Consider the following 24444-nt stretch of genomic DNA (forward strand, 5'->3'; position numbering starts at 1 on the left):
AAGCGCGCGAACACTGCGCAGCCGTCGACTCCGACAACAGGCCAGAGCAGAAACGACAACGCCCCGTTTCCGGGGCGTTGGTATTCGCGTAGCAGTGTTTAGCGCTTAGTGATCGATGGCGGCACCTGCACCACGGGGAATGCGGATGTCTTCGATGATGTGCTGGATGTGCTCCGGCGGTGAAGCGGTGACTTGCGCCACTGCAATCGCCACCACGAAGTTGAAGATCATGCCCAGGGTACCGATGCCCTCAGGGGAGATACCGAACCACCAGTCAGCAGGCCCGGCAGTCGGGAAGATGAACTTGTAGTAGACGATATAGCTGAAGGTGAAGGCCAGACCGACCGCCATGCCGGCAATCGCGCCTTCCTTGTTCATCTTCTTGGAGAAAATCCCCATGACGATGGCTGGGAAGAACGAGGCCGCAGCCAGACCGAAGGCGAAGGCGACCACCTGCGCCACAAAGGCCGGCGGGTAGATACCGAACAAGCCAGCAACCAGTACCGCCACACCTGCTGCCAGACGTGCGGCGAGCAGCTCCTTCTTCTCGCTGATGTTCGGCATCAGGTTGCTCTTCAGCAGGTCATGCGAGATCGAGGTGGAGATCACCAGCAGCAAGCCCGCTGCGGTCGACAGTGCAGCCGCCAGACCACCCGCGGCGATCAAGGCGATCACCCAGCCCGGCAGACCGGCGATTTCCGGGTTGGCCAGCACCATGATGTCGCGATCCACATACAGCTCGGTGGCCGCTTCAGTCGGTGCGTTGGTCACCATGCGCTCGCCATTGGCCCCACGCTCGGCGGCGAAGGTAGGCGCACCAACAAACGGAGCACCTGGGCCGTACTGGATCTTGCCGTCGCCGTTCTTGTCCAGCCAGGCGATCAGACCGGATTTCTCCCAGTTGCTCACCCACTGCGGCGCCTCGCTGTAGCTGATGCCAGGAATGCTGGTCAGCAGGTTGGTACGGGCAAAGGCGGCGATGGCCGGCGCGGTGGTGTAGAGAATGGCGATAAACAGCAGGGCATAACCGGCGGACAAACGCGCCGCACGCACGGTGGGGGTGGTGAAGAAGCGTACGATCACGTGGGGCAGACCGGCAGTACCGACCATCAACGCCATGGTGATGAAGAACACGTCGATAGTCGACTTGCTGCCATCGGTGTAGGTGGCGAAGCCCAGCTCAGTGCTCAGGCCGTTGAGTCGCTCGAGCACCGACTGACCGGTACCGATAACTTCGCTGCCGAAGCCCAGCTGCGGGATCGGGTTACCGGTGATCATCATCGAGATGTAAATCGCCGGCACCATGTAGGCGAAGATCATCACGCAGTACTGCGCCACCTGGGTGTAGGTGATGCCCTTCATGCCGCCGAGAACGGAGTAGAAGAACACGATGCACATGCCGATGATCACACCAACGTTGATGTCCACTTCCAGGTAACGCGAGAAGACGATACCGACGCCGCGCATCTGCCCGGCCACGTAGGTGAAGGAGATGAAGATCACGCAGATCACCGCCACCAGACGCGCAGTCTGCGAGTAGTAACGCTCGCCGATGAAGTCCGGCACAGTGAACTTGCCGAACTTGCGCAGGTAGGGCGCCAGGCACATGGCCAGGAGCACGTAACCACCGGTCCAGCCCATCAGGTAGACGCTACCGTCGAGGCCGACGAAGGAGATGATCCCCGCCATGGAGATGAACGACGCCGCCGACATCCAGTCGGCGCCGGTGGCCATACCGTTGAGGATCGGGTGTACGCCCTTGCTGGCGACGTAGTATTCACTGGTGGAACCCGCACGGGTCCAGATGGCGATGCCGATATACAGCGCAAAAGTCGCGCCGACGAACAGGTAGATCAGAGTTTGGGTATCCATGTTCGCCGCCTTATTCTTCGTGGACGTCGTGTTTGCGGTCGTACTGATTCATCTTCCACACGTAGAAGAAAATCATTAGGACAAACACATAGATTGACCCCTGCTGGGCAAACCAGAAACCCAGGGGGAACCCGAAGAACTGGATATGATTGAGCTGCTCGACGAACAGAATTCCGGCGCCGAATGACACCGCGAACCAGATGGTCAGCAGGATCAACATCAGTCGCAGGTTATCTTTCCAGTAGGCTTTCGCAGCCTCTTGCTTGGAAGCGGACATGTGAGGGACTCCTCATTGTTTTTGTAGTTTTGACCATTGAAACTTAGCAGCCCCACGGGCAACTACTAGTGAGACTTTGGTCGAGTGCGGCGCCATCGACGGCCCCCTGAATTGCCCTCACCCCGCATAAACAGTGGCCTCCAGCCGAGTCCTGGGACAGTAGCCGTGCAGGCCGCCCCCGACCAAGGTCGAATGCGCGCCCATCGTTCAACCGGGGAATCGGCGGCGCCGCCGACCTCGCGCGGCTGGCGGACTATGCTGAATATCCGGGTCAGTCATCCGTCACCTGCACGCGGCCCGGGCTGCGGAGACCGCTCATGAGCCATCCCCTCGCCCTCTGTCTAACCCTGCTGCTCAGCCTCACGGGGCTGTCTGCCCTGGCCGCTCAGGTGCAGTACTACCCACTGCCGCCCGGCTCTGGCCCGCATGACGTGGCCCCGGCCAGCGACGGCCGGGTGTGGTACACCGCCCAGCGTCAGGGTGTACTGGGCCGCCTCGACCCACAGACTGGCCAGACCGAACAGGTACCGCTGGGTAGCGGTTCGGCGCCGCATGGCGTGATAGTCGATTCGCAAGGCGCGGCCTGGGTCACCGACAGCGGCCTCAACGCCCTGGTCCGGGTGAGCGCCGAAGGTCTCGAGGTCACCCGCTTCCCACTGCCCGCCCATGCCGCCAACGCCAACCTGAATACCGCGGTGTTCGATCATCAGGGCCGGCTGTGGTTTACCGGGCAGAACGGCATCTACGGCCGCCTCGACCCCGCCACGCAGGTGGTCGAGACCTGGTCGGCGCCGCTCGGACGCGGCCCCTATGGCATCGCCGTGACCCCGGACGGCACCGTCTGGTACGCCTCGCTGGCCGCCAGCCACATCGCCCGGATCGAACCCAGCAGCGGCGCCGCCACGGTGGTCCAGCCACCCACCGCGGACCAGGGCGCACGGCGCATCTGGAGCGACTCGCAGGGCAACCTCTGGGTCAGCGAATGGAACAGCGGTCAGCTCAGCCGCTACCAGCCCGCCACACAACGCTGGCAAAGCTGGCCGCTACCCGGTGAGCGGCCACGCCCTTATGCGGTGTATGTCGACCAACAGGATCGGGTCTGGCTGTCGGATTTCACGAGCAACGCCATCCTGCGTTTCGACCCCGAGCGCGAACGCTTCGAGCGCTTTCCCAGCGACCGGGCCAATGCCAATGTGCGACAAATCCTCGGCCGTAGCGGCGAGCTCTGGGGCGCCGAGTCGGGGACTGATAGGCTGGTGGTCATTCGTTACTGAGGAGGCACTATGTCCAGCGCCAGCATGACCCTGTTCCACTCGCCCATGTCGCCCTTCGCCCGCAAGGTCCGGGTGCTGTTGCATGAGACCGGCCAGCTCGACCGCGTCGCCCTCAAGGAGGTGCAGCTGACGCCCGTCAACCCGAGCGCCGAGCTGAACGCGCAGAATCCTGCCGGCAAAATCCCGGCCCTGCGTCTGGCCGACGGCAATGTGTTGTTCGACAGCCGGGTGATTCTCGACTATCTCGACCAGCAGCACGTCGGTGAACCGCTGATCCCCGCCAGCGATAGCCCACGCTGGCGACGCCTGACCCTGGCCGCGTTGGCCGATGCGATTCTCGATGCCGCCGTATCGATGCGCTACGAGTCGGCGCTACGCCCCGAGGACAAGCGCTGGCCCGAGTGGCAGCACGCCCAGCGGGAGAAGATCGAGCGCAGCCTGCAGCAGTTCGAGGAGCAGGCCATCGCCGAGCTGAGTTGCCACTTCGATATCGCCGCCATCGGCCTGGCTTGCGCCCTCGGCTACCTGGATTTGCGCCAGGCCGACCTGGGCTGGCGCCAGCGCTACCCGCAACTGGCCGGCTGGTATGCCGAGGTCAGCCAGCGGCCGTCGATGCTCAGCACCCAGCCGCCGGGTTAAGCGCGGCACTCAGGCCAGCGGCAGGAGAGTGAGCGGACTGGCTTTGCTCACGCTGGCGCGGAAACAGCCGGGCAATCCGCAGCGCCAGCCGCGCACCGACCCGTGCGTCCTCGCGCAGCCCGAGATGCCCGCTCATCGCCTATACCACAGGCGGAAGAAGCCCAGCGCCAACAGCAACGCGCATTGTCCCAGACCGGCGCACAGCGACAGGAAGGAGCGCAACGCGGGGCTCTGCGCAGCGTCCGTCAGGCCGCTCAGCGCGACCCAGAAGGGCTCCGGCAGCAGGACCAGGCCGAGCCGCGCCAAGGGTTCGCCACTGAGCAGCAGACCGTCGATCACGCCGAACAGGCCGAAAAACATCAGGGCAATCAGGGCCAACACGGCGACCACCAGGCCCAAGGCGAAACAGGCGCCAAACTGTAGAAGTACTCGCATCGTCTTATGCTCCAGAGCGGGTGGGCCATGCCCGCTGCTCTCATGGGTGGACTCACTGGCTGTCGTTGGCTGGCATCGCCGCGGGCTTGCCGACGCCGTACCAGTCGAGTTTGCGGGTCAGCACCATCACACTGCCGAGCACGCCGAAGACCAGCAGCGAGCCCATCAGCAGGGCGTAATCCTCGGCGCTGAGCAGTCCGAACAACAAGCCGTAGAGCGCCGCCAATAAGCCCCCGAAGGCGCTGCCGCGCAGCCCGCTGCGCAACACATGGCTGACGTAGAAGCCGATCAGCGACACGCTGGCGAACGCCGAGATGGTATAGGCCGTGGCAAAGCCCAGGTGCTCGGACAGCGACAGTAGCAGCAGGTAGAACAGCGCCAATGACATCCCCACCAGGGCGTACTGCACCGGGTGCACCGCCAGGCGCTTGAGCACCTCGAAGAGGAAGAACACCGCGAAGGTCAGACCGATAAACAGCAGCGCATATTTGATCGCCCGCTCGGTCTTCAGATACTGATCGACCGGATCGACGAAGCTCACCCCGAAATTCCGCGCCGTCAGCCCCTGGCAACTGGCCTTGCGCACGCAGTCCTGCAGCGCCTGCTCCAGGTTGGTGGCGAAGAAGCTGGTCTGCCAGTGCGCCTTGAAGCCTTGCGCGCTGACCTCACGCTGGCTCGGCAGGTATTCGCCGACGAAGCTGGGGTGCGGCCAGTCGGAACTCAGCTCGACGCGGCTGTCGCGGCCCACCGGGGTGACGCTGAGCTGCTCGGTGCCCTGCAACTTGAGGTCGAAGGCGAACTCCAGCACCTGGCTGCCCTGGCTGCCCTGGCTATCCAGCACCGGCAGCGGCGCATGCACGCCGCTGCCGAAACGCTCATCGCCCGAGCCCGGCGCGAAGCTCAGGGTCGTGCCATTCAGGCGCAACTGCAGGTCGTTGCTGATGCCGCGCACATCGCTGATACCCACCGAGAGGAAGGGCGCCTGGAAACGGTAAAAGCCCAGGTCATCGCCCAAGCCCAGACGCGCCGGCAACTTGAACGCGCCACTCACCTGGTTATCGCTGCGATAGAGCAAGGCTTGGTAAATACCGCGCGCACGCAACTCGGTCGCGACCTTGCCATTGAGCACGAAGCGCTCCGGCAAGAAGTACAGGCGGCCGCGGGACTGGCGCTCCTCCTGATAACGCTCGCCGGTCTTGTCGTGGGTTTTCCATTCATGCCAGACCTTGGTGTAAGGCATCACCAGAATCGGCCCGGTGATCTGCTGGCGGTAACTGGCGCTACGGGCAATGTCCTGCAACACCCCCTCGCGCTGATACTGCCGTTCGCTGACCAGCCCGCCAATCATCGACAGGGGAACCAGCAGCAACACAATCAACAAGGCGATAGCGCCCAACTTGAAACCCAGGATTCGGTGCATGGGGTGACTCTCCAGTGCAGATAAGGTGAGGAGAGTCTGGGCCGCGGCCATGGCGCCAGGATGGAGGAATGATGGAGAGTCTGTGGAAATTTCCGGCGCACTGAAACGGCAAAGGCGCCCCAGGTGGGGCGCCTTCAGGCGGTGCAGTAAGGCATGGGCTGCGCTCGATTGTTCGATGGCGTTGAGGGGGGTTAGGCGGTGCGGCTGGCTTCCAGACGCTCGGCACCACCTTCGGCCACACGGTTAGCGCCGGTACGTTCGGCACCACCTTCGGCCACGCGATTGGCGCCGGTGCGTTCGGCACCACCTTCAGCCACGCGGTTGGCGCCGGTACGTTCGGCACCGCCCTCAGTGACGAAGCGGGCGCTCTTGCCGATCTGGCCTATATCCTGCGGCAGGACGAAGGCGCTGACGGAGAGGCTGGCGAGGACCAGGCTAGTGAGGGTCAAACTGGCGAGAATTGGCTTTTTCATGGCGGGCTCCGGGGTAGCAATTGGTGAGTACGGGGCCCATGTTATCCAGATGAATTCGATGCAGAAGTGCACACCAAGCATAGCGATAATCAAGCAAATCGATACCTGATAAAGTGCTTATAAATTAGTCGCTTAGCGCAGTTATTCGGTCTCGCTCCCGGTATCGACAAGCAGCGCTCGGCGCCTGGCACGAACGTATCGGGCAATGACGGCCCGGGATCGTCGAAGAGCGGCATGCGGGTCGAGTGGCGCCTGGCGAGCACTCCGAGCAGATGCGGCGTCCAGTCAATCCCCGCGGGAGGCCGGCTACTCGCCGCGGATGTACTGCTCCAGTTGCTGGATCAGACTGGCCTGCTCGGCGATAGTCTCCTTGACCAGGTCGCCGATCGACAACAGGCCGATCAACTCACCCTCGGCCAACACCGGCAGGTGGCGCAGATGACGGTCGGTCATCAGTTGCAGGCAATGCTGGGAGGTGTCACGCGGGCCGATGGTGATCACTTCAGCGGTCATGATGTCGCTGACCTTGGCGCTGAAGGCCGAGCGCTCCAGCAGCTCCACCTTGCGCACATAGTCACGCTCACTGACGATTCCCGCCAGGCGGTTACCGTCCAGCACTACCAGCGCCCCGATCCCCTTCTCGGCCATCAGGCTGATCGCATCGAGTACCGACGCGGTGGGGCTGATACTGTAGACGGCGGCGTGCTGCTTGGATCTGAGAATCTCGGCAACTGTTTTCATGCAATGGCTCCCGCACTGGTGATTGGCAATAAGGTGGACAGGTCGCACTACAGCATCATTGAGGATAGCCGAGGGTGCATGATTTTCTGGCTAACCGGGCAATTGGCAGGCCGCTGCCCACTTGACCGCCGCCCCCCTGACTCGCCAGGCTGGCAGCAGCACAACGAACTGAGTCGATGCGCACAACCTGTGTCAGCCTCGCCCGGCTCCTGAGTCTGTTGTAACCCATCCTGTCTCTTGCGCTACCCTGGCCGCCATGAAATCGACCGACCCCGATGCTCGCAACACCGAAGAAGCACCTTCGCGTACCGACAGCGAACAGATCATCCAGGCAATCAGCGCCGGGAAAAACAAGCGTGCGCGCAAACTGCTGAGCCATATGCACCCGGCCAAGATCGCCGCCATGCTCGAGTTGCTCGAAGCCGAGCCACGCATGGCGCTGTGGCAACAGATCGACCCCGCGCTCGAGGGGCGCATCCTGCCGCACCTGAACGTCAGGTTGATCGGCCAGCTGGTCGGCGACTCGACAGATACCCAGCAGCCAAGCCCCGAGTCTGGCCAGGCGTCCAGCCTGAGCAACCTCAACCACCTGGAAGCCATCCGCGAGGCCTTGAGCCTGAAGAAGCTCAAGCGCGTGGGGAAGATTCTGCACCGCATGCACCCGGCCAAAGTCGCCGGCCTGCTCGAGGCGCTGCCGCCGGTGGAGCGCCTCAGCGTCTGGAGCATGGTCGAAACGGAACGCGCCGGCCGAATCCTGACCTACCTGCACGATGAAATACGCATCGCCCTGGCGCTCGAACTGGACCTCGACGACCTGATCGCCTCGGCCCAACACCTCGAACTCGATGACCGGGTCGACTTGATTCAGACCCTGCCCAAAGACCTGGGCAACAAGCTGTTGCGCGCCAGTAGCGCCAGCCAGCGCAAGCAACTCGAATCGCTGTTGTCCTACCCTGAGGACTCGGCCGGCGGCTTGATGGATGCCGACGCCATCCAGGTCCGCGCCGACGTCAAGGTGAGCACCGTACTGCGCTATTTGCGCCTGCTGGAAACCCTGCCGGCGCAAACCGACATGCTGATGGTGGTCGACCGTAAGGGCCACTATCAGGGCGGACTGCGCCTGAGCAGCCTGGTCACCGCCGATCTCGACCGCGCCGTGGCCGAACTGCTGGACAGCGATGTCGTCGGCATTGCCGTCACCACCACGGGCACCGATGTGGCCCGCCTGTTCCAGGATCTCGACCTGCTCTCCGCTCCGGTGCTGGACGAACACAACCGGGTGATCGGTCGCATCACCGTGGATGACGTGGTCGACCTGATTCGCGAAGACTCGGACCGCGCGCTGATGCAGATGGCCGGCCTCGATGATGAAGCCGACATGTTCGCCCCCGTGCTGGTCAGCTCGCGCCGCCGTGCGGTATGGCTGGGCATCAACCTGATCACCGCCTTCAGCGCCGCCTGGGTGATCGGCCTGTTCCAGGCCACCCTGGAACAACTGGTCGCGCTCGCCGTGCTGATGCCCATAGTGGCGAGCATGGGCGGCATCGCCGGCAGCCAGACCCTGACCCTGGTCATCCGGGGCTTGGCCCTGGGCCAGGTGCAAAAAGGCAACATCCGCATCCTGCTCAACCGCGAGCTGGGGGTTTCCATCCTCAATGGCCTGTTGTGGGCCGTGGTCATCGCCTTGCTGGCGGTGGCCTGGTTCGGCAACTGGGGGCTGGGCGCGGTGCTGGGCAGCGCGATTCTGATCAACCTGCTCTGCGCGGCACTCGCCGGCTGGGCCATCCCGCTGATTCTCGACCGCATGGGCATCGACCCGGCTCTGGCCGGCAGCGTTATTCTCACCACGGTGACCGATATCGTCGGCTTCTTCGCCTTCCTCGGCCTGGCCAGCGTGTTGTTGCTGTAACGCCTGATCGAGGCGCCAAGTCGGGCAATGCCCAGCCAAGCGCTGTAGCCGTGCGCAAGCGTTGCAACACAGGCTGCCGCGCTTGCCAAACAACATCGCCGCGCGGCACATTTGCCCCCGACACAACCATGGACGGTACTATGAAACAGCTCGCACTCCCGCTGATCGCCCTGGTCGGCTTTTCCAGCTACACCCTCTACGTCATGTTGCAGGCCGAGCAATCCTTGCTGCAGTTCGGTCTGCAACTGATGACCCGCGCGGATACCGCCCAGGTGGTGATCGACCTCTACCTGCTGGCGACCCTGGCCTGCGTCTGGATGTACAGCGATGCCAAGGCGCGCGACAAGTCGCTGGCCTACCTGCTGCCGTACCTGGCGCTGACCGTCGTCTTCGTGTCGGTCGGCCCATTGCTCTACCTGGTGCTCAGAGCCTTGAGCAAGGACCGCCCTGCCCCCGTTAGTTCGGCCACCACAACGGAGACTTTATGAGCACGGCCAACTTACTGACCTCCCTGCTGCACTACAACGCCTGGGCCAACCGGGAGTTGTTCGGCGAATTGCAACGGCTCGATCCGCAGGCCCAGCACGACGAGCTGCATGCCGCCCTGCGCATCCTCAACCATAGCCATGTGGTCGAGCGCATCTTCGTCGCCAACCTGCAGGGCCTGCAGCACACCTACACGGCCACCAATACTGCGGAAACGCCAACACTCGAGGCGCTGCGGCAGGCGGTGCAGGACACCGACCGCTGGTATCTGGACTATGTCGCCGGTTTGAGCGCCGAGCAGTTAGGCGAAGTCATTGCCTTCACCTTTGTCGACGGCGACAACGGGCGCATGAGCCGCGAGGAAATGCTGGCGCATATAGTCACCCACGGTGGTTATCATCGCGGCGCGGTAGGCAGGATCATGGCGCAGCTGTCGCTGGCGCCTCCGCGGGATATCTACAGCCGCTTTGTGCATGAGGTCGAGCCTGAGCGGCGCCAGCCAACCTGAGCACAACCCATACCTGCGGTCTCACGCAAAGACAGCGGATGCACTGATAAGCGCAGCGTTTAACCTTGAACTCAGCTCAGCTTTCGGACCTTCAGTCACATGCCATCCATTCGTATAGCCGCCGCGCAATCGCTGTCCGTCCCACTGGACCTCACCGCCAACCTCGACATTCATTGCCGCTTTATCCAGGCGGCAGCCGAGGCCGCTGTCGATGTCCTGGTGTTTCCCGAACTGTCGCTGAGCGGCTATGAGCTGGCGCAACTGGGCAGTTGCGCGCTGCAGCCTGACGATCTGCTATTGGCCCCCATTCGCCAACTCGCCCGCTCCCACGCCATGACGGTGGTGCTCGGCGCGCCCATCCCCAGCGACTCGCCGATGCCCTACATAGGCGCCATCAGCTGCTTCCCGGATGGCCGCTGCGCGGTGTATCGCAAGCAGTACCTAGACCCCAGCGAAGTCGCCTTCGCGACTCAAGGAGAACGGGGCGCCAGCCTCCATGGCGTGAAGGGCGAGTCGTTCAGCTTGGCGATTTGCGCCGACACCAACCACGAACAGCACGCCCGTGATGCCGCCAACGCGGGCGCCTCCCTGTATCTGGCCGGAGTACTGGTGTCCCAGGCCGGCTACCCGCAGGACTCCGCCAACCTGCAGCGCTATGCGGCCCGCTACGGCATGACCACGCTGATGGCCAATCACGCCGGGCCCTCAGGGCCTTACGTGTCGGCAGGCCGAAGCGCAATCTGGTCAGCCGAGGGGACGCTGCTGGTTGAAGCACCCGGCCCAGGTAGTTATCTGCTGACGGCGACTCAAGGCCCGCACGGCTGGACAGGTGAACTGATGACGATCGAGACCTGATGCCTCAACTCAGTGAGATGCCTGGAGGCTCAAACTAGACCTGCAGCGGCTGCTCGATAAAACGGCTATACCGATTATCCATCAGCCACACTCCGCCTAGGCTGCGGCTGCAGCAAGCGTCAGGACCGCCTACCCCTGACCCGCGTGATCCACAGTTACGGCGCCACTCGAGTACTCGCCCAGATGAAAGCCGCAATCCAAGCCGTTGAATTCAACCACCAGGTGCAACAACTACTCGCGGCCTGTGACCTGCCCACAGAGGATCTTCTGCTCCCGGTGACCGCGCGCCGGCTGTTTGGCTGTCAGCTTGACGGCCGCCTTGCTGGTCTCGTGGGTGTCGAAATACATGGCCCGGATGCGCTGTTGCGCTCCCTTGCCGTTGCCGACAGCGCGCGAGGCAAGGCGCTGGGCGCCGCGTTGCTGGCATATGCCGAACAGTACGCCGCCGCTCAAGGCGTACAAACCATCTACCTACTGACAACAACGGCCGAGACCTTCTTTGCCCAACGCGGCTACAGCCTCGCCCAACGCGTAGCGGCGCCAGCCGCGATTGCCGCGACCCAACAGTTTTCCGGGCTTTGCCCGGCGGCGGCTGCGTTTATGCTCAAGCGTCTGAATCAACCCGCAGGCTAGGCATGCCGGCGGCCTATCCGGGCTACCTTCGTTAAGCGCGCGGCAGGCTGAGGCGCACCTCGACGCCGCCGTCGACATTGCTTAGCTGCAACGCCCCGCCATGCAAGGCCATGACCTCCTGCACGAAATTCAGCCCCAGGCCGGTGCTCTTGCGCCCAGTGGCCGGGCGCGGCAGCGAGTAGAAACGCTCGCACAGGCGCGCCAGGGCGTAGTCGGGAATCGGCGCCCCCTGATTGAACACACGGACGTCGATTTGCTCGCCGGTGGCGCTGGCCGCAAAGCGGATCAGCCCGTCCGCCGGGGTGAAGTCGAGGGCGTTATCCAGCAGGTTGCTCAGCGCCTGACGCAGCAGAAAGCGTTCGCCACGGACCGACAACGCCTGAGGGATCAGGTTCTCGACCCGTAGCCCGGCGCGCTCGATACGCGCCATTTGCCCCTGCAGCAGTGACTCGACCAGCGGCTGCAGCGGCACCGCCACCCGCTCTTCCAGACCCTGGCGCTGCTCGACCTGAGCCAGGTGCAACAGGCGCTCGATGAGTTGCTGCAGGCGCGCGCTTTCCTGCTCGATATTGCCGACGAAACGCTGCCGCTGCTCTTCCGGCATGGCGCCACCGAGCAGTTCGGCGGCGCCGCGAATGGCCGCCAGCGGACTCTTCAGCTCATGGGTCAGGCTGTGCACGTAGCGCTCGACATAGGCCCTGCCCTCCAGCTCGGTGCGCATGCGCTCGACCGCCTCGGCCAGGTGCGTCAGCTCGCCGCCACTGAGGGCCGGCAATTCGGCGCGCTGCCCGGCACTCACCGCCTGGGCATAGCGGGTCAGGCGCCGCAACGAGGCACTCAGCCACCAGGACAGCACGCCGCCGAGCAGCAGGCCGAGGCCGATCAAGCCGCCACCGAGCCAGGCCAGGCGCCGCTGCGAACGCTCGATATAGGGCTGCAAGGTGCGATTGGGCTTGGCCACCGCGACCACGCCGATGATCCGTTGGCCCTGCATGATCGGCGCGGCCACATACATCACCGAGGAGTCCGGGTCCTCAGGGTCCTCGCGGGTCGAGCGCGCGCCATACTCGCCGCGCAGGGTGCGGTAGACGTCGTTCCAGCGCGAGTAGTCCTGACCCACGGCGCCACCGCTGGAGTCGAGCAGGACGATACCCTGGGCATCGGTGACGTAGATGCGGTGGTTGACCTGAGTCTTCTGCACGCCCCAGATCTCGGCCTGCGGCTGGCGTTGGCCATAGGCCTTGAGCAGCTCGGGCAGACGACTCTGTGCCAAGCGGCCGGCCTCGAGGTCATCGCGGAGGATTTCCGCCAGCAGGTTGGCGGTGTCCACCAGGGTTTCCTCGGTGGACTGACGCACGCCGGGGCGGATCTCGTCCATCACCGTGCTCAGCACGAACCAGCCGGCCAGGCCGACGAAGAGGAAATACACCAGAAAAATCCGCACGCCCAGCGGCATTAAACCAGCCTCAGGCTGTAACCCAGGCCGCGATGGGTCTGGATCGGCTCGGCATCGACGGCCACCGCGCGCAACTTGGCGCGCAGGCTCTTGATATGGCTGTCGATATTGCGCTCATAACCGACATCGGCGGCCACCCCCAGGCCGTCCAGCAGTTGCTCGCGGCTGAACACCCGTTCGGGCTGGGCGAGCAGGGTTTGCAGCAGGCGAAACTCATGGCGGGTGAGGCCGAGCAGCTGGCCGTGGTAGTGGATCTGCACCCGCTCGCCATCCAGCTGGAAGGGCCCACTCGGTCCGGTTATCGGGGCGGCGCGCGGCGCTACACGCTTGAGGATGGCCTTGACCCGCGCCGCCACTTCGCGCGGGCTGAAGGGTTTGACCACATAGTCGTCGGCGCCGATCTCCAGGCCCACCACCCGGTCGACCTCGCCATCGCGCGCGGTGAGGAAGATCACCGGCACCTCGGAAAAGCGCCGCAGGCGTTTACAGGCCTCGAAGCCGCTGATATCCGGCAGGCCGACGTCGAGAATCAACAGATCCACCGACTGCAGCTGCAGATAGTCCAGGCCGGCTTGCGCCAACGCCAGCCAATGGGTGCTGAATCCCTCGGCCTGCAGGGCGTAAATCAGCGTGTCGGCAATCGCGGCTTCGTCTTCGACGATCAATATGTGCGGCATGGGCATCCTGCAGGTGAGCGGCTCGCCGAGGAGCCTGCGGCAGGCCGTTCGCAGCGTCAAGGTGGTCGGTTCAGGGGGGGTGTATGCAGACCGCAGGGTGGGTTAGACGCCCATTCGCCGCTCGAATTGCCATCACCATGACGAGAGGCGGCGTAACCCACCATTGGCGCCCTGAGATGGTGGGTTACGGCTCCCTTGGCTTTCGCCTGTGTATCGGCATCCGTGCTCGGGAGCCTAACCCACCCTACGAAAACGCTGTATCAGGCCGTCAGTCCAGCTGGAAGCGCCCGGTGTTTTGCGCCAGGCCCTCGCTGCCTCGGCGCAACTGCTCGGCCGCGGCACTGACCGCCTTGGCGCCATCGAGCAGATGACCGGCGCTCTGATCGACCTGCTGGATATTGCCGCTGACCTCATCGGCGGTTGCCGCCTGCTGCTCGGCGGCGGTGGCGATCTGGGCCAGGCGGTCGCTGACCCGCTGCACCGACTCGACGATGCCGGCCAGGTCCTCGCCCATCGCCAGCACGCTGCCGACATCGCCCTCGGCCTGGCTGACCGCCTCTTCCATCAGGCTGACGGACTGGCCGACCACCTTGTGCAGGTCGGCCACGGTCTGGGCGATTTCCGCGGTGGAGTTCTGCGTGCGTTGCGACAGACTGCGCACCTCGTCGGCGACCACGGCAAAGCCGCGGCCCTGCTCGCCGGCCCGCGCCGCTTCGATGGCGGCGTTGAGCGCCAGCAAGTTGGTCTGCTCGGCGATGCCCTTGATCACATCGACCACCCGGGTGATCTGCTCGGTCTGCACGCGCAACTGCTGCAAGGTAGCCGCGCTGTCGCCCAGGCGGCTGCTCAGCTGGCGCATGCTGGCACTGGTACGCACGCTGCGCTGGTTGCTCTGACTGGCGATTTCACGGGTTTGCCCGGCCTCCACTGCCGCCTGCTCGCAGCTTTGCGCGACGCTCTGCGCGGTGGCGGCCATTTGCGTGGCGGCGGTGGCGATCTGACTCATCTGCGCCTGCTGCTGCTCCACCTCGTTCAGTGCCTCACTGGCCTGCACACTCAAGGTTTGCACGGTGCCGTCGAGCTGCTGGCTTTCCCGATTGACCCCGAGCATCGAGCCGCGCAGCTGCTCGACCGCGCTATTCAGGGCGCTGGCGATAGCCGCCAGATCATCCTCGCCGTGCACCTGCATGCGCACCCGCAGGTCGCCATCGCGCAGCCCCTGCGCCGCCGCGATGATGCCGGCGGTGCTGCGGCTGATCGACGCGTTGAGGCAAAACAATACGTACAGAGCCAGCAGGGTGAGCACGGCAAAGGCGCCGATCACCTCGGTCATATCGAGTACCCGGCCCTGCCGATAGTCACCCAGGCTCAGGGCGAACTGCTGGTACAGCGCCAGTTGCAGAGCGTGCAATTTTCCGCCCAGGGCATCGGTACGCTGAATCAATTGCTCGGGGCTGAGGGTCATCGGGCTGGCCTCGAACATGTCGCGATCGATCTCGACCAGCGCACGTTCAAGGCCTTGCCTGGCCTCGGCAAAGGGCGCTTGCAGCTGCACCATCACCTGCGGCGACTCCTGCGCCAAAGTGGACTGCGCCTTGCTCAACTGACCGAGCGATTCCTCCAGGCCGCGGCGTAGCTCGCCAATTTTCAAGCGGCTTTGCAAGGTGAAGCGCTGTGACAACACGGCGCCATAACCATTGGCGACAAAACTACCGAGGCGCTCCAGCATCAGCGGCAGGGTAACGCTCAGGTTCTCAACGAGCAGCGAGGTATCGAGATGCGAATCGAGGGTCAAGCCGCTGTCGGTGGCCAGCTGCTCACGCAACACCGCCAACTGCATCAGGGTTTTTTGGTAACGCTGCACGGCGTCCGGTAACGCCAGCTTGCCGACTGACGCCACACTCAGTTCAGGGCGTAACGCTTGCAAAGCAGCGAATTTCTCCACTGCCATGGGGCTCGACGGGCTACTTTGCAGCACCGTAGCGGCCCGTTTCAGCGCCTCGTCCAGGCCCGGGGCACGCTGCTGCAAGAGTTTTTCGGCCTGCTCGTCGGTGCCTTTCCAGCGTGCGGTCAAGGTCTGCTGTTCGAGCAGTTCCTGCTGCACCGCCCCCAGCGCCTGAACCCCGCGCATGCCCTCCAGCTCCCGGTCGATCAAACTCAGCCGCGACAGCTGATCGGTGGTGATCATCCACAGTGCATAGGCCAACGGCAGCACGAACAACACGAACAACAGCTGAAATTTGCGCGCGAAGCTGAAGCGCTCCAATACACGTACACCCGGTTTGAGTACTCCAGTCATAGCGACACCTCAACGAGTCCAGCGCGCACCCTGACAGGTGCGGCAAAGAACATCATCAAGCAATAACTACGCCGACTAGTGGCGCGCGCCGCTGTCGCTCACGCCGACAACGGCGCGCAAGTGAAAACCGGGTGTTTCAGCACTGCGGACGAGCCGCACTGTAGCGCTCCGCCGGGGCGATCGCCGCGTCAAAGTCGCGCAAGGCACTGGCGCCAATCAGCAATGGATAGTTGAAATGACTGCGGTCGGTGAGGTTGACCTCGATGGTGCGCGCCTGATTGCCCAGGCAGACCTGCATATCGACCACCGGGCGTGTGGCCACGCTGGTACGACTGGCCGAGGCGCCCTCTTCGGCACGCGACTTGATCTCGCCAATGCGCGCCAGGGGTTGTTCGAACAAGGTGTCGCTGGCGTTCTCGCTGGCCAGGCGAAAACGCACCCAGTCCTCACCGTTGCGCTCGAAACGCTCGATGTCCTTGGCCGACAGCGATGCGGTCAGCGCGCCGGTATCCATCTTGGCTTTCAGGGTTTGGCCGATTTGCGGCAGGCGGATGTATTCGTAGCGCCCGTAGAGGGTCGCTTGATTGGCCAGCGCCGGCAGGGCGAGCAGGGCCAATAAAACGGCAACAAGCTTCACGTCGAGCATTTCTCCGTCAAAAATTCGTGGACTAGTGGCCTGTACGGTAGTTGGTTAACTCAAGTTCGGATGGTTGAGATTCCGAGACCAGGCGCTGCGACGAGTCATAGTCGGCTATGGCGAGGAGCGGCAACGCAGTATCGGGGCCTCAAACGCCGAAATTGACTAATTGAACTAGGACTGGCCCGGCTGCCGATGGCTCAGCGGAAAAGACGAGCGCTTAGCGGGCGGACAGGCCCGTCCACAACTGCTCAAGATTACGAAAGCCCCAGGTGGCGGCGGATTCGCGGCCGACTATCTTGTCGCGACCGACCCATTTGGCCAGGTCAATGACCTCCTGGGGAATCGGCGCTTTCGACTTGATCGAAAAGAACACCTTGACCCTCGGCGTGAGTAACGACTGGCCATGCTGCTCCAGCACCACGCCGAGCCGCCCGCTCTGCAGGCGCACCAACGAGCCGGTGGGATAGATGCCGACGGCCCTGACAAAGGACTGGAACACCGCCTCGTCGAAGTGCCCCTTGCTCCACTCGGCCATCTTGTGGATCGACTCGGCGGGCTCCCAACCGGTTTTGTACGGGCGGTTCGAGGTGATCGCGTCGTACACGTCGCAGACCGCGCCCATCTTCGCGAACAGGCTGATCTGGCCACCGCTGAGTTTGTGCGGGTAACCGCTGCCGTCGACTTTTTCATGGTGATGCAGGCACACATCCAGCACCAGCGCACCGACCTGCTGGCAGTCCAGGAGGATCTTGCCGCCGGCTTCCGGGTGTCCGCGAACCAGCTCGAACTCCGCGTCGGTGAGCTTGCCCGGCTTGTTCAACACTTCGTTCGGCACCGCCATCTTGCCGATGTCATGCAGCAAGCCCGCCATGCCCGCCTCGCGGACCTGTTCATCGTTCAGCTCGAGCTGACGCGCCAGGGCGATCATCAACGCACAGACCGCGACCGAGTGCATGTAGGTGTACTCGTCCGCGTGTTTGAGCCGCGCCAGGCTGATCAGCGCATTCGGTTGGCGCATGATCGAGGCGGATATTTCGTCGACCAGTTCGGCTACATGGGCCACGTCGACCGCCCGGCCCATGCGCGCATCGCCGAACATCGCCATCACCGCAATCTTGGAGCTGTCACAAAGCTTGACCGCGCGGTCGATTTCTTCATCCAACGCCAACTGCGGGTTTTTCTTCGCTGGCTCGGCGGCGAGCAGCAGCGCCTCGGTCTCGACGTTGACCTGCTCGACCGTCTGCCCACTCGGCACGTCCAGGCCTTTGTCGATATCGATCCACACCTCGCGGATACCACTGTCGCGAATGCGTTGCAGGTCCTTGGGGTTGTCCAGCAGGAACCGGGTTTTCCAGAACGGATGCTCCATCCATGAGCCGCACAACTCATGGATGTACATGCCCTGAAGCAACTCGGTGGCAGGAATGCGTTTAAGCACGAAGACGACCACAGCGGTAGCGAATGAACGCTCTAAGCATAAGCCATCAATCGTCAGTGGCCGTTTAACATCAAAGAATTATTTCCCCGACTCCGCCGCTGCAGGCACTCACACCGCTCCGTCAGGTCGCTAGCGTTGCAGCACATGAATCCGCGAGAGCAACTCGTCGCGATCGACATAACAGCCCTTGAAGTGACGGGCACCGCTGGCCGGGTCGAATTCAGTGCGGGCATGCAGGGTACGGCGGTTGTCGAAGCACCAGAGTTGTCCCGCATCCAGCCTGCGCTGCACACGGAAACGCGCTTCGCGGGTCATCTCGATGAAGCGCCGGTAAGCGCTGTACAGCGCCGGCATGCGCTCGACCGGTGCATCGAAGGCGCCGCGGAGGAAGTTGCCCATGCGCACCTCGCTGACCATGCCGTGCGCATCCAGGGCGATGATCGGCGCCAGGCAGCGATAATCGCTGCTGCGACTCTTGTTGCGGAACTCCACCGGCAGCTCGCAGAGCGCCTGGAAATGCTCCGGTGTCTCCTGGCGCAAGGCCTCGGCGATGGCGAAGCCGTCGACGAAGACACTCTCGCCGCCCGTGGCATCGTTGACCAGGCAATGTAGAAACTGCAGGCCCGGCTGCAGCTCGCGGGTCGGCAGGTCGGTGTGCAGCGGCAGGTTGAAGGAGGTGTAGGCATTGCTGTCGGCGTCGGCCTTGGACTGCACGTCGAACAACACGCCGAAGTTGCTCTCGCGGATGAAGGAGATGCGCTTGGCGAGCGCTGGCAACACGTCCTCAGTGGTCGGCACCGCGCGCAGCTGGGTCAGGCCGATGTCGCGCAGCGCCAGCAACCACTGCAGCAGCGCGCCGTCATCCGCCATCACCGCCTGGTAGTCGAACTGCGGCAGGCGCTCGCTCATCTCGGCGCCCCACAGACGGCTCTGCGGACGCAACGCGCGGCGTTCGCCGCGCGAGACCTCATCGTAGGCGTGGGCACGCAGCCAACCGGGGTGAAAGCGGCTGCGATGACCATCCTGCCAATCGATCAGCAGATGGCCGTGCTCGTCGATGCGGGTGCGCTGGGGATGCAGATCTTCCGGTGCATCGACGATCTCGAACAACTGCTCGCGGGTCACGCTGTACACACACTGGCCGCAGGCGCAGTTGTCGCGCAGCCACTGGTAGTGGAAGGGACTGACCCGACCGTCGCTCCACCGGGTGTCCAGCGCATCGCCCGCAGGCATCAGATTGAGCAGGTCGGCGCTAATCGGATAGCGGCGCCAGTCGGCGATAGGCGCAGCGTCTAGGGAGGAATCTACAGCGTTCATGGCGATCTCCTGGCGGGATGCGTATTTATTGTTCTGCGCGCTTATTCACTACTCGGCCCTTGGGCCAGCGTTGACCTATGCCTTGGCCGGCGGCAAGCCGATCACCCGGCCAACACAGGCCGGCGTTGGCAGACCGCGATGGGCCTCGCCCAGCGCCAACACCCGCTGCAGCACCTGCTCATCGAATGGCGCCGAACGCGAGGTGGCGCTATCGATGTTCATCAGCATCTGCTCGCTCTCGGCCAACGCGGCGGCGTTGCCCGGGCGATGCAGGCTGTGGTGGATGTGCAGGCGTTTGCCGTCATGCGCCAGCAGCTGGCTGCGCACCTCAACCGCCTCACCCAACTTGACCTCGTCGAGGTAATTCAGATGGCACTCCAGGGTGTACAGGGTGTGCCCGCTGCGGGCGCGACCCGCCTCGTCCAGGCCGAGGTGATCCATCAGCGAGTCGGTGGCGAAACTGAAGATCAGCAGATAGAAGGCATCGCGCAGATGGCCGTTGTAGTCCACCCATTCGGGTAGGACCGGGGTCTGGTAGGTGGTGAGGGCTGTCGGCGTGGGCATGGGGCAGTACCTGCAATCATCTGTGCTGGAAGGCCTACTTCACAGCCTTGCCATTCGCGCGGCAAGCCTGTGGAGTGGCCAGGTTAGCAATGGTTCAGTCGGCGAAGTCGAAGCCGTGCTTGGCCTTGGTCGTCTTGATCGCCTCCATCACCGCCATCAGGCAGTCGTCGCGGTAGCGCTCCAGCTCGGCGATGCTGCGCTCGCCCTGCTGCTCTGTGGTGCCTTCCACCACGCTGTCGATCAGGCCGTCGGTCAGCTCAGGCGCCTCAAGGTAGGTCCAGGGCAGTTTCAGCGCCGGGCCGAACTGGGCCATGAAGTGACGCATACCGGCATTGCCGCCCGCCAGGGTGTAGGTGAGGAAGCTGCCCATGAACGACCAGCGCAGGCCGGCACCGAAGCGGATCGCATCGTCGATCTCGCCGGTGGTAGCCACACCGTCATTGACCAGGTGCAGCGACTCGCGCCACAGCGCCTCGAGCAGACGGTCGGCGATAAAGCCCGGCACTTCCTTGCGCACATGCAGCGGGCGCATGCCCAGCGCGGTATAGACCCGAATGGCTGCCTGCACCGCTTCCGGCGCGGTCTTCTCGCCACCCACCACTTCCACCAGCGGCAACAGGTACACCGGGTTGAACGGATGACCGACCACGCAGCGCTCGGGGTGCACGGCGTCGGCGTAGAACTCGCTGGGCAGCAGGCCCGAGGTGCTCGAACCGATCAGCACGTTGGGCCGCGCCGCGGCGCTGATCTTGGCGTGCAGGTCGAGTTTCAGCTCCAGACGCTCGGGAGCGCTTTCCTGGATGAAGTCGGCGTCTTTCACGCAGCCTTCGATGGTCGCCTCGAAACGCAGCCGCTGCGGCGAGGCGCCAGGCGCCAGGCCCTGCTGCTCCAAGGCCGGCCAGGCATTGGCGATGCGCACACGCAGCACGGCTTCGGCGCCGGGCGCCGGGTCCCAGGCCACGACATCCAGGCCATGAGCCAGGGCGCGGGCGATCCAGCCGGCGCCGATCACGCCGGTGCCGAGGGCGGCGAAGGTTTTCAATTCGGTGATAAAGGCCATGGCGGCTCCTGCTGAAGTAGCCCGGATGCAATCCGGGGCTGGCAATTCGATCGGTCCCGGATCAGGTCCGGGCTACTGACGGTTTGAGTAGGGGTGAAGGCTCAGCCGCGGGGCTTGAGGTTCATCTTGGCGCGACCCTCGGCCGGGGTCAGGGCGCGGCCGCCGAGACGCTGGATGATTTCGATAGCGCGCTCGACCAGCTGGCCGTTGCTGGCATACACGCCCTTGTCCAGCCAGATGTTGTCTTCCAGGCCGACCCGTACGTGACCGCCGAGCAACATGGCCTGGGCGACCATCGGCATCTGCATGCGACCGATACCGAAGCCGGCCCAGTTGGCGCCCGCCGGCAGGTTGTCGGCCATGGCCTTCATGGTGGTGGTGTCGGCCGGTGCGCCCCAGGGGATGCCCAGGCACAGTTGAAACAGCGGGTCTTCCAGCAGGCCTTCCTTGATCATCTGCTTGGCGAACCACAGGTGGCCGGTATCGAAGATTTCCAGCTCGGCCTTCACCCCCAGCTCGGTGATGCGCTTGGCACCGGCCCGCAGCTGCGCCGGGGTGGAGACGTAGACGTAGTCGCCGTCGCCGAAATTCAGGGTGCCGCAATCCAGGGTGCAGATTTCCGGGCGCAGGGCCTCGATGTGCGCCAGACGGGTCAGCGGGCCGACCAGGTCGGTGCCGGCACCGAACTCCAGGGGTTGCTCGCCCGGGCCGATCTCCAGATCGCCGCCCATGCCGGCGGTGAGGTTGATGATCACGTCGGTGTCGCTCTCGCGAATGCGCTCGACCACTTCGCGGTACAACTCAACGTCGCGGCTCGGTTTGCCGGTCTTGGGGTCGCGCACATGGCAGTGGGCGACGGTGGCACCGGCCTTGGCGGCCTCGATGGCGGCGTCGGCGATCTGCTTGGGGGTCACCGGAATGGCCGGATGACGGCCCACAGTGTCGCCTGCACCGGTCACAGCACAGGTGACGATGATTTCGTAGTTCACGATGAGAGTCCTATAGCGGGTCCAGGGAGGGTCACGGGGCGCCGCCGGGCGCCCCGCTTGATCAGTTGGCGAGTTTGGCCTGCAGGGTGGCGAGGGCATCCTTACCGTCGAAGGTGCTGACGCCTGCGAGCCATTTCTGCATGTCTTCGGGATGATCCTTGAGCCACTGCTCGGCGACGTCTTCGGGCTTCTGCCGGTCCATGATCGGCTGCATCATGGCGCTTTCCTGCTTGACGTCGAAGGTCATGTTGCTCAGCAACTGACCGACGTTCGGGCATTGTTCGACGTAGCCGGGACGCACCACGGTCTCGACCGTCGCCGCACCGTCGTTGGCGCCCAGGGCGTCATCGCTGCCGGTCAGGTAGTTCATGTCCACCTGGATATTCATCGGGTGCGGCGCCCAGCCGAAGAACACGATCCACTCGTTACGCTTCACCGCACGCTTGACCGCGGCCATCATCCCCGACTCGCTGGACTCGATCAGCTTGAAGTCGCCGAGGCCGAACTGGTTGCTGTCGATCATCTTCTGGATCTTGGTGTTGGCGCCGGTACCGGACTCGATGCCGTAGATCTTGCCTTTCAACTTGTCCTTGAACTTGGCGATGTCGGCGAAGGTTTTCAGCCCGCCCTCGCTGGCGTAGCTCGGTACCGCCAGGGTCGCCATGGCGCCATCCAGGTTGACCTGCAGCAGCTTGACGTCGTTGGCCTTGACGAACGGGGTGATGGTCTCGGTCATCAGCGGGTTCCAGTAGCCGAGAAAGAAATCGACCTGCTTCTTCTTCATCCCGGCGAAGATGATCTGCTGCGACGCGACGTTCTCGGTGGGCTGATAGCCCAGGTGCTCGAGCAGCACCTTGGTCACGGCGGTGGTGGCCACCACGTCGGTCCAGCCGACCACGCCGATGCGTGGCTTCTGGCACTGCTCGGGCTCGGCGGCCAGCACGGCACCGCTCGAAGCGACTGCGAGCAAACAACTGCTGGCGTATGCGAATATCTTGTTCATGCTCTTATCCCTCTAAACAGCTGGTAAGGCGTTATTGTTTTGGCTGAATCGGACTCGCTCACGTAGCGGTAGCGATTGATCCTGACGCCTGTCACATTACGCAGCGCGGCCGCGGATAAAACGCACTAAAGCGACCTTCTGTTGACCTGCCCCGACCTCATTGATCAGGATGTTCGCGCCCGAGCCAGGAGCGAGGCTGCCATGCCCCAAGACCTGTTTTTTCTGCTGCTGCCCAAATTTTCCATGATGGGCTTCCTCTCCGCCGTGGAGCCGCTGCGCGTGGCCAACCGCTTCGGTGGCGAGCTCTATCGCTGGCATGTGCTGAGTCTCGATGGGGGGCCGGTGCTGGCCAGTAACGGTATGTCGTTGAACGTCGACGCCGGCCTGGACACCCCCGGCGCCAATAGCCTGCTGTTCGTGGTCGCCGGTTTCGAGCCGCTGGCCAGCTACGACGCCAGGCTGGCGGCCTGGCTGCACCGCGCCGAACGCCAGGGTGCGATTCTCGGCGGCATCGACACCGGCAGCTTCGTCCTGGCCGAGGCCGGGCTATTCGGCGAACAACGTCTGACCCTGCACTGGGAGGCCATCGAGGCCTTCAAGGAGCGTTACCCGCGGCTGCAGGTGACCCAGGAACTGTTCGAGATCGATGGCCGGCGCATCACCAGCGCCGGCGGCACCGCGAGCCTCGACCTGATGCTCAGCCTGGTCGGCAATGCGCACGGCGAGGAGCTGGCCGTGGCCGCCTCCGAACAGTTCGTGCTGGGGCGCATCCGCACCCGCCAGGACCACCAGCGCATGCAGATCGCCAGCCGTTACGGCATCCATAACAAGAAGCTGGTGCAGGTGATCGGTGAGATGGAACGGCACAGCGAACAACCGCTCGGCTCGCAGCAGTTGGCCGATGCGATCAACGTCACCCCGCGCCAGCTGGAACGCCTGTTTCGCCAGCACCTGCAGGAAACCCCATCGAATTTCTACCTGGCCCTGCGTCTGGACAAGGCCCGTCAGCTGCTGCGGCAGACCGACATGAGCGTGCTCGAAGTGGGCCTGGCCTGCGGCTTCGAGTCGGCCTCCTACTTCTCGCGCTGCTACCGCAGCCGCTTTTCCCTGTGCCCCAGCGCCGACCGCCACGAAGCCAGCCCCTCGACTGCCGCGGTCTGACGCCCTCCGCCTCGCGGCAGCGATCGGTCCGGCGCTGTCCTGCCCGGAAAAACCATAAAAGAGGCGCTGCACCTGTTCAAGCCTGATGCAGACCGCAGCCTTGTGGGAGCGGCTTTAGCCGCGAAAGATGCTCAGCTTTCGATGCTATTCGCGGATAAATCCGCTCCCACAAAAGCACGATTGCTGATGCAACACACAACCAGGACATAGCCATAAAAAAGGATCTTCGCATTGTCGCGGGGAAGAGAGGATTGACAGTCAGGGATGCAGGTAAATTGGCAGTCGCCAAACACACCAGCCCCTGCACCCTGCTGTCAC

24 protein-coding genes are annotated in these 24444 nt (G+C 63.9%); 8 read left to right on the forward strand and 16 right to left on the reverse strand.

Translation table 11 applies throughout. The features are described from left to right. Window positions 1-105: 105 nt before the first annotated feature. Window positions 106-1872: a sodium:solute symporter family protein gene (locus FBY03_RS14710; protein WP_147173116.1), complete on the reverse strand. Its 1767-nt coding sequence runs from the start codon at window positions 1870-1872 to the stop codon at window positions 106-108. 10 nt (window positions 1873-1882) lie between these two features. After that, window positions 1883-2149, reverse strand: a complete 267-nt coding sequence (locus FBY03_RS14715; RefSeq protein ID WP_147173117.1) for a DUF4212 domain-containing protein — start codon at window positions 2147-2149, stop codon at window positions 1883-1885. 317 nt (window positions 2150-2466) lie between these two features. Here FBY03_RS14715 and FBY03_RS14720 point away from each other — a divergent pair, with 317 nt between their 5' ends. Together FBY03_RS14720 and FBY03_RS14725 are read left to right on the forward strand one after the other, a co-directional pair. Continuing rightward, on the forward strand, window positions 2467-3423 hold the full coding sequence (locus FBY03_RS14720; RefSeq protein ID WP_147173118.1) for a lyase: 957 nt from the start codon (window positions 2467-2469) through the stop codon (window positions 3421-3423). A gap of 9 nt (window positions 3424-3432) precedes the next feature. Further along, entirely contained in the window at window positions 3433-4062 is a 630-nt protein-coding gene (locus FBY03_RS14725; protein WP_147173119.1) for a glutathione S-transferase family protein, read from the forward strand. A gap of 132 nt (window positions 4063-4194) precedes the next feature. Here FBY03_RS14725 and FBY03_RS14730 read toward each other — a convergent pair whose 3' ends face one another. From FBY03_RS14730 to FBY03_RS14745, 4 genes are all read right to left on the reverse strand, one after another. Then, window positions 4195-4497, reverse strand: coding sequence for a hypothetical protein (locus FBY03_RS14730; protein WP_147173120.1), 303 nt, complete (start codon window positions 4495-4497; stop codon window positions 4195-4197). A gap of 52 nt (window positions 4498-4549) precedes the next feature. Continuing rightward, window positions 4550-5917, reverse strand: a complete 1368-nt coding sequence (gene creD, locus FBY03_RS14735) for a cell envelope integrity protein CreD (protein ID WP_147173121.1) — start codon at window positions 5915-5917, stop codon at window positions 4550-4552. Between the two features lie 191 nt (window positions 5918-6108). Beyond that, on the reverse strand, window positions 6109-6390 hold the full coding sequence (locus FBY03_RS23070) for a hypothetical protein (protein WP_178090664.1): 282 nt from the start codon (window positions 6388-6390) through the stop codon (window positions 6109-6111). Between the two features lie 306 nt (window positions 6391-6696). Beyond that, a complete protein-coding gene (locus FBY03_RS14745; protein ID WP_147173122.1) occupies window positions 6697-7131 on the reverse strand; it encodes a CBS domain-containing protein in 435 nt (144 codons plus the stop codon). 256 nt (window positions 7132-7387) lie between these two features. On the opposite strand from FBY03_RS14745, the gene mgtE reads away from it, so the two are divergent. The 5 genes from mgtE (at window position 7388) to arsN2 (ending at window position 11522) form a co-directional block, all read left to right on the forward strand. Continuing rightward, window positions 7388-9040 carry a magnesium transporter gene (gene mgtE / locus FBY03_RS14750; protein ID WP_218570784.1) on the forward strand — a complete coding sequence of 551 codons (1653 nt, stop codon included), beginning with the start codon at window positions 7388-7390 and terminating at the stop codon, window positions 9038-9040. A gap of 140 nt (window positions 9041-9180) precedes the next feature. Beyond that, window positions 9181-9528 carry a DUF2834 domain-containing protein gene (locus FBY03_RS14755; RefSeq protein ID WP_147173123.1) on the forward strand — a complete coding sequence of 116 codons (348 nt, stop codon included), beginning with the start codon at window positions 9181-9183 and terminating at the stop codon, window positions 9526-9528. After that, window positions 9525-10034: a DinB family protein gene (locus tag FBY03_RS14760; RefSeq protein ID WP_147173124.1), complete on the forward strand. Its 510-nt coding sequence runs from the start codon at window positions 9525-9527 to the stop codon at window positions 10032-10034. Before FBY03_RS14755 ends, FBY03_RS14760 begins: the two co-directional genes overlap by 4 nt. A gap of 99 nt (window positions 10035-10133) precedes the next feature. Further along, complete coding sequence (locus FBY03_RS14765) at window positions 10134-10889, forward strand: carbon-nitrogen hydrolase family protein (RefSeq protein WP_147173125.1); 756 nt, start codon at window positions 10134-10136, stop codon at window positions 10887-10889. A gap of 183 nt (window positions 10890-11072) precedes the next feature. Beyond that, window positions 11073-11522, forward strand: a complete 450-nt coding sequence (gene arsN2 / locus FBY03_RS14770; RefSeq protein WP_147173126.1) for an arsenic resistance N-acetyltransferase ArsN2 — start codon at window positions 11073-11075, stop codon at window positions 11520-11522. A gap of 31 nt (window positions 11523-11553) precedes the next feature. Here the strand turns inward: arsN2 and creC are convergent, their stop codons facing one another. The 10 genes from creC to choX all read right to left on the reverse strand — a co-directional run bounded on the left by creC (window position 11554) and on the right by choX (window position 22965). Next, entirely contained in the window at window positions 11554-12978 is a 1425-nt protein-coding gene (gene creC / locus FBY03_RS14775) for a two-component system sensor histidine kinase CreC (RefSeq protein WP_147173127.1), read from the reverse strand. Next, on the reverse strand, window positions 12978-13655 hold the full coding sequence (gene creB / locus FBY03_RS14780) for a two-component system response regulator CreB (RefSeq protein ID WP_147173128.1): 678 nt from the start codon (window positions 13653-13655) through the stop codon (window positions 12978-12980). The genes creC and creB overlap by 1 nt, the downstream gene beginning before the upstream one ends. Window positions 13656-13923: 268 nt before the next feature. Then, window positions 13924-15954 (reverse strand): methyl-accepting chemotaxis protein, encoded by a 2031-nt coding sequence (locus FBY03_RS14785; RefSeq protein WP_147173129.1) that lies wholly within the window; start codon window positions 15952-15954, stop codon window positions 13924-13926. 136 nt (window positions 15955-16090) lie between these two features. Continuing rightward, complete coding sequence (locus FBY03_RS14790) at window positions 16091-16591, reverse strand: ATP-dependent zinc protease (RefSeq protein WP_147173130.1); 501 nt, start codon at window positions 16589-16591, stop codon at window positions 16091-16093. Window positions 16592-16811: 220 nt separating this feature from the next. Beyond that, complete coding sequence (locus FBY03_RS14795; RefSeq protein ID WP_147173131.1) at window positions 16812-18032, reverse strand: HD-GYP domain-containing protein; 1221 nt, start codon at window positions 18030-18032, stop codon at window positions 16812-16814. 129 nt (window positions 18033-18161) lie between these two features. After that, window positions 18162-19349, reverse strand: a complete 1188-nt coding sequence (locus FBY03_RS14800; RefSeq protein WP_147173132.1) for a gamma-butyrobetaine dioxygenase — start codon at window positions 19347-19349, stop codon at window positions 18162-18164. Between the two features lie 75 nt (window positions 19350-19424). Further along, window positions 19425-19913 carry a thioesterase family protein gene (locus FBY03_RS14805; protein ID WP_147173133.1) on the reverse strand — a complete coding sequence of 163 codons (489 nt, stop codon included), beginning with the start codon at window positions 19911-19913 and terminating at the stop codon, window positions 19425-19427. Window positions 19914-20007: 94 nt separating this feature from the next. After that, a complete protein-coding gene (locus FBY03_RS14810; protein WP_147173134.1) occupies window positions 20008-20973 on the reverse strand; it encodes an L-carnitine dehydrogenase in 966 nt (321 codons plus the stop codon). A 101-nt stretch (window positions 20974-21074) separates the two neighbouring features. Beyond that, window positions 21075-21962, reverse strand: coding sequence for a 3-keto-5-aminohexanoate cleavage protein (locus FBY03_RS14815; RefSeq protein ID WP_147173135.1), 888 nt, complete (start codon window positions 21960-21962; stop codon window positions 21075-21077). Window positions 21963-22023: 61 nt separating this feature from the next. Then, the gene (gene choX / locus FBY03_RS14820; RefSeq protein WP_147173136.1) at window positions 22024-22965 is read right to left on the reverse strand and encodes a choline ABC transporter substrate-binding protein; all 942 of its coding nucleotides are present in this window, start codon (window positions 22963-22965) and stop codon (window positions 22024-22026) included. 201 nt (window positions 22966-23166) lie between these two features. Between choX and FBY03_RS14825 the strand changes: the two genes are divergently transcribed. Further along, window positions 23167-24126 carry a GlxA family transcriptional regulator gene (locus FBY03_RS14825; RefSeq protein ID WP_147173137.1) on the forward strand — a complete coding sequence of 320 codons (960 nt, stop codon included), beginning with the start codon at window positions 23167-23169 and terminating at the stop codon, window positions 24124-24126. The last annotated feature ends 318 nt before the right edge of the window (window positions 24127-24444 follow it).

The sequence above is a fragment of the Pseudomonas sp. SJZ079 genome (assembly GCF_007993865.1).
Classification (GTDB): Bacteria; Pseudomonadota; Gammaproteobacteria; order Pseudomonadales; family Pseudomonadaceae; genus Aquipseudomonas.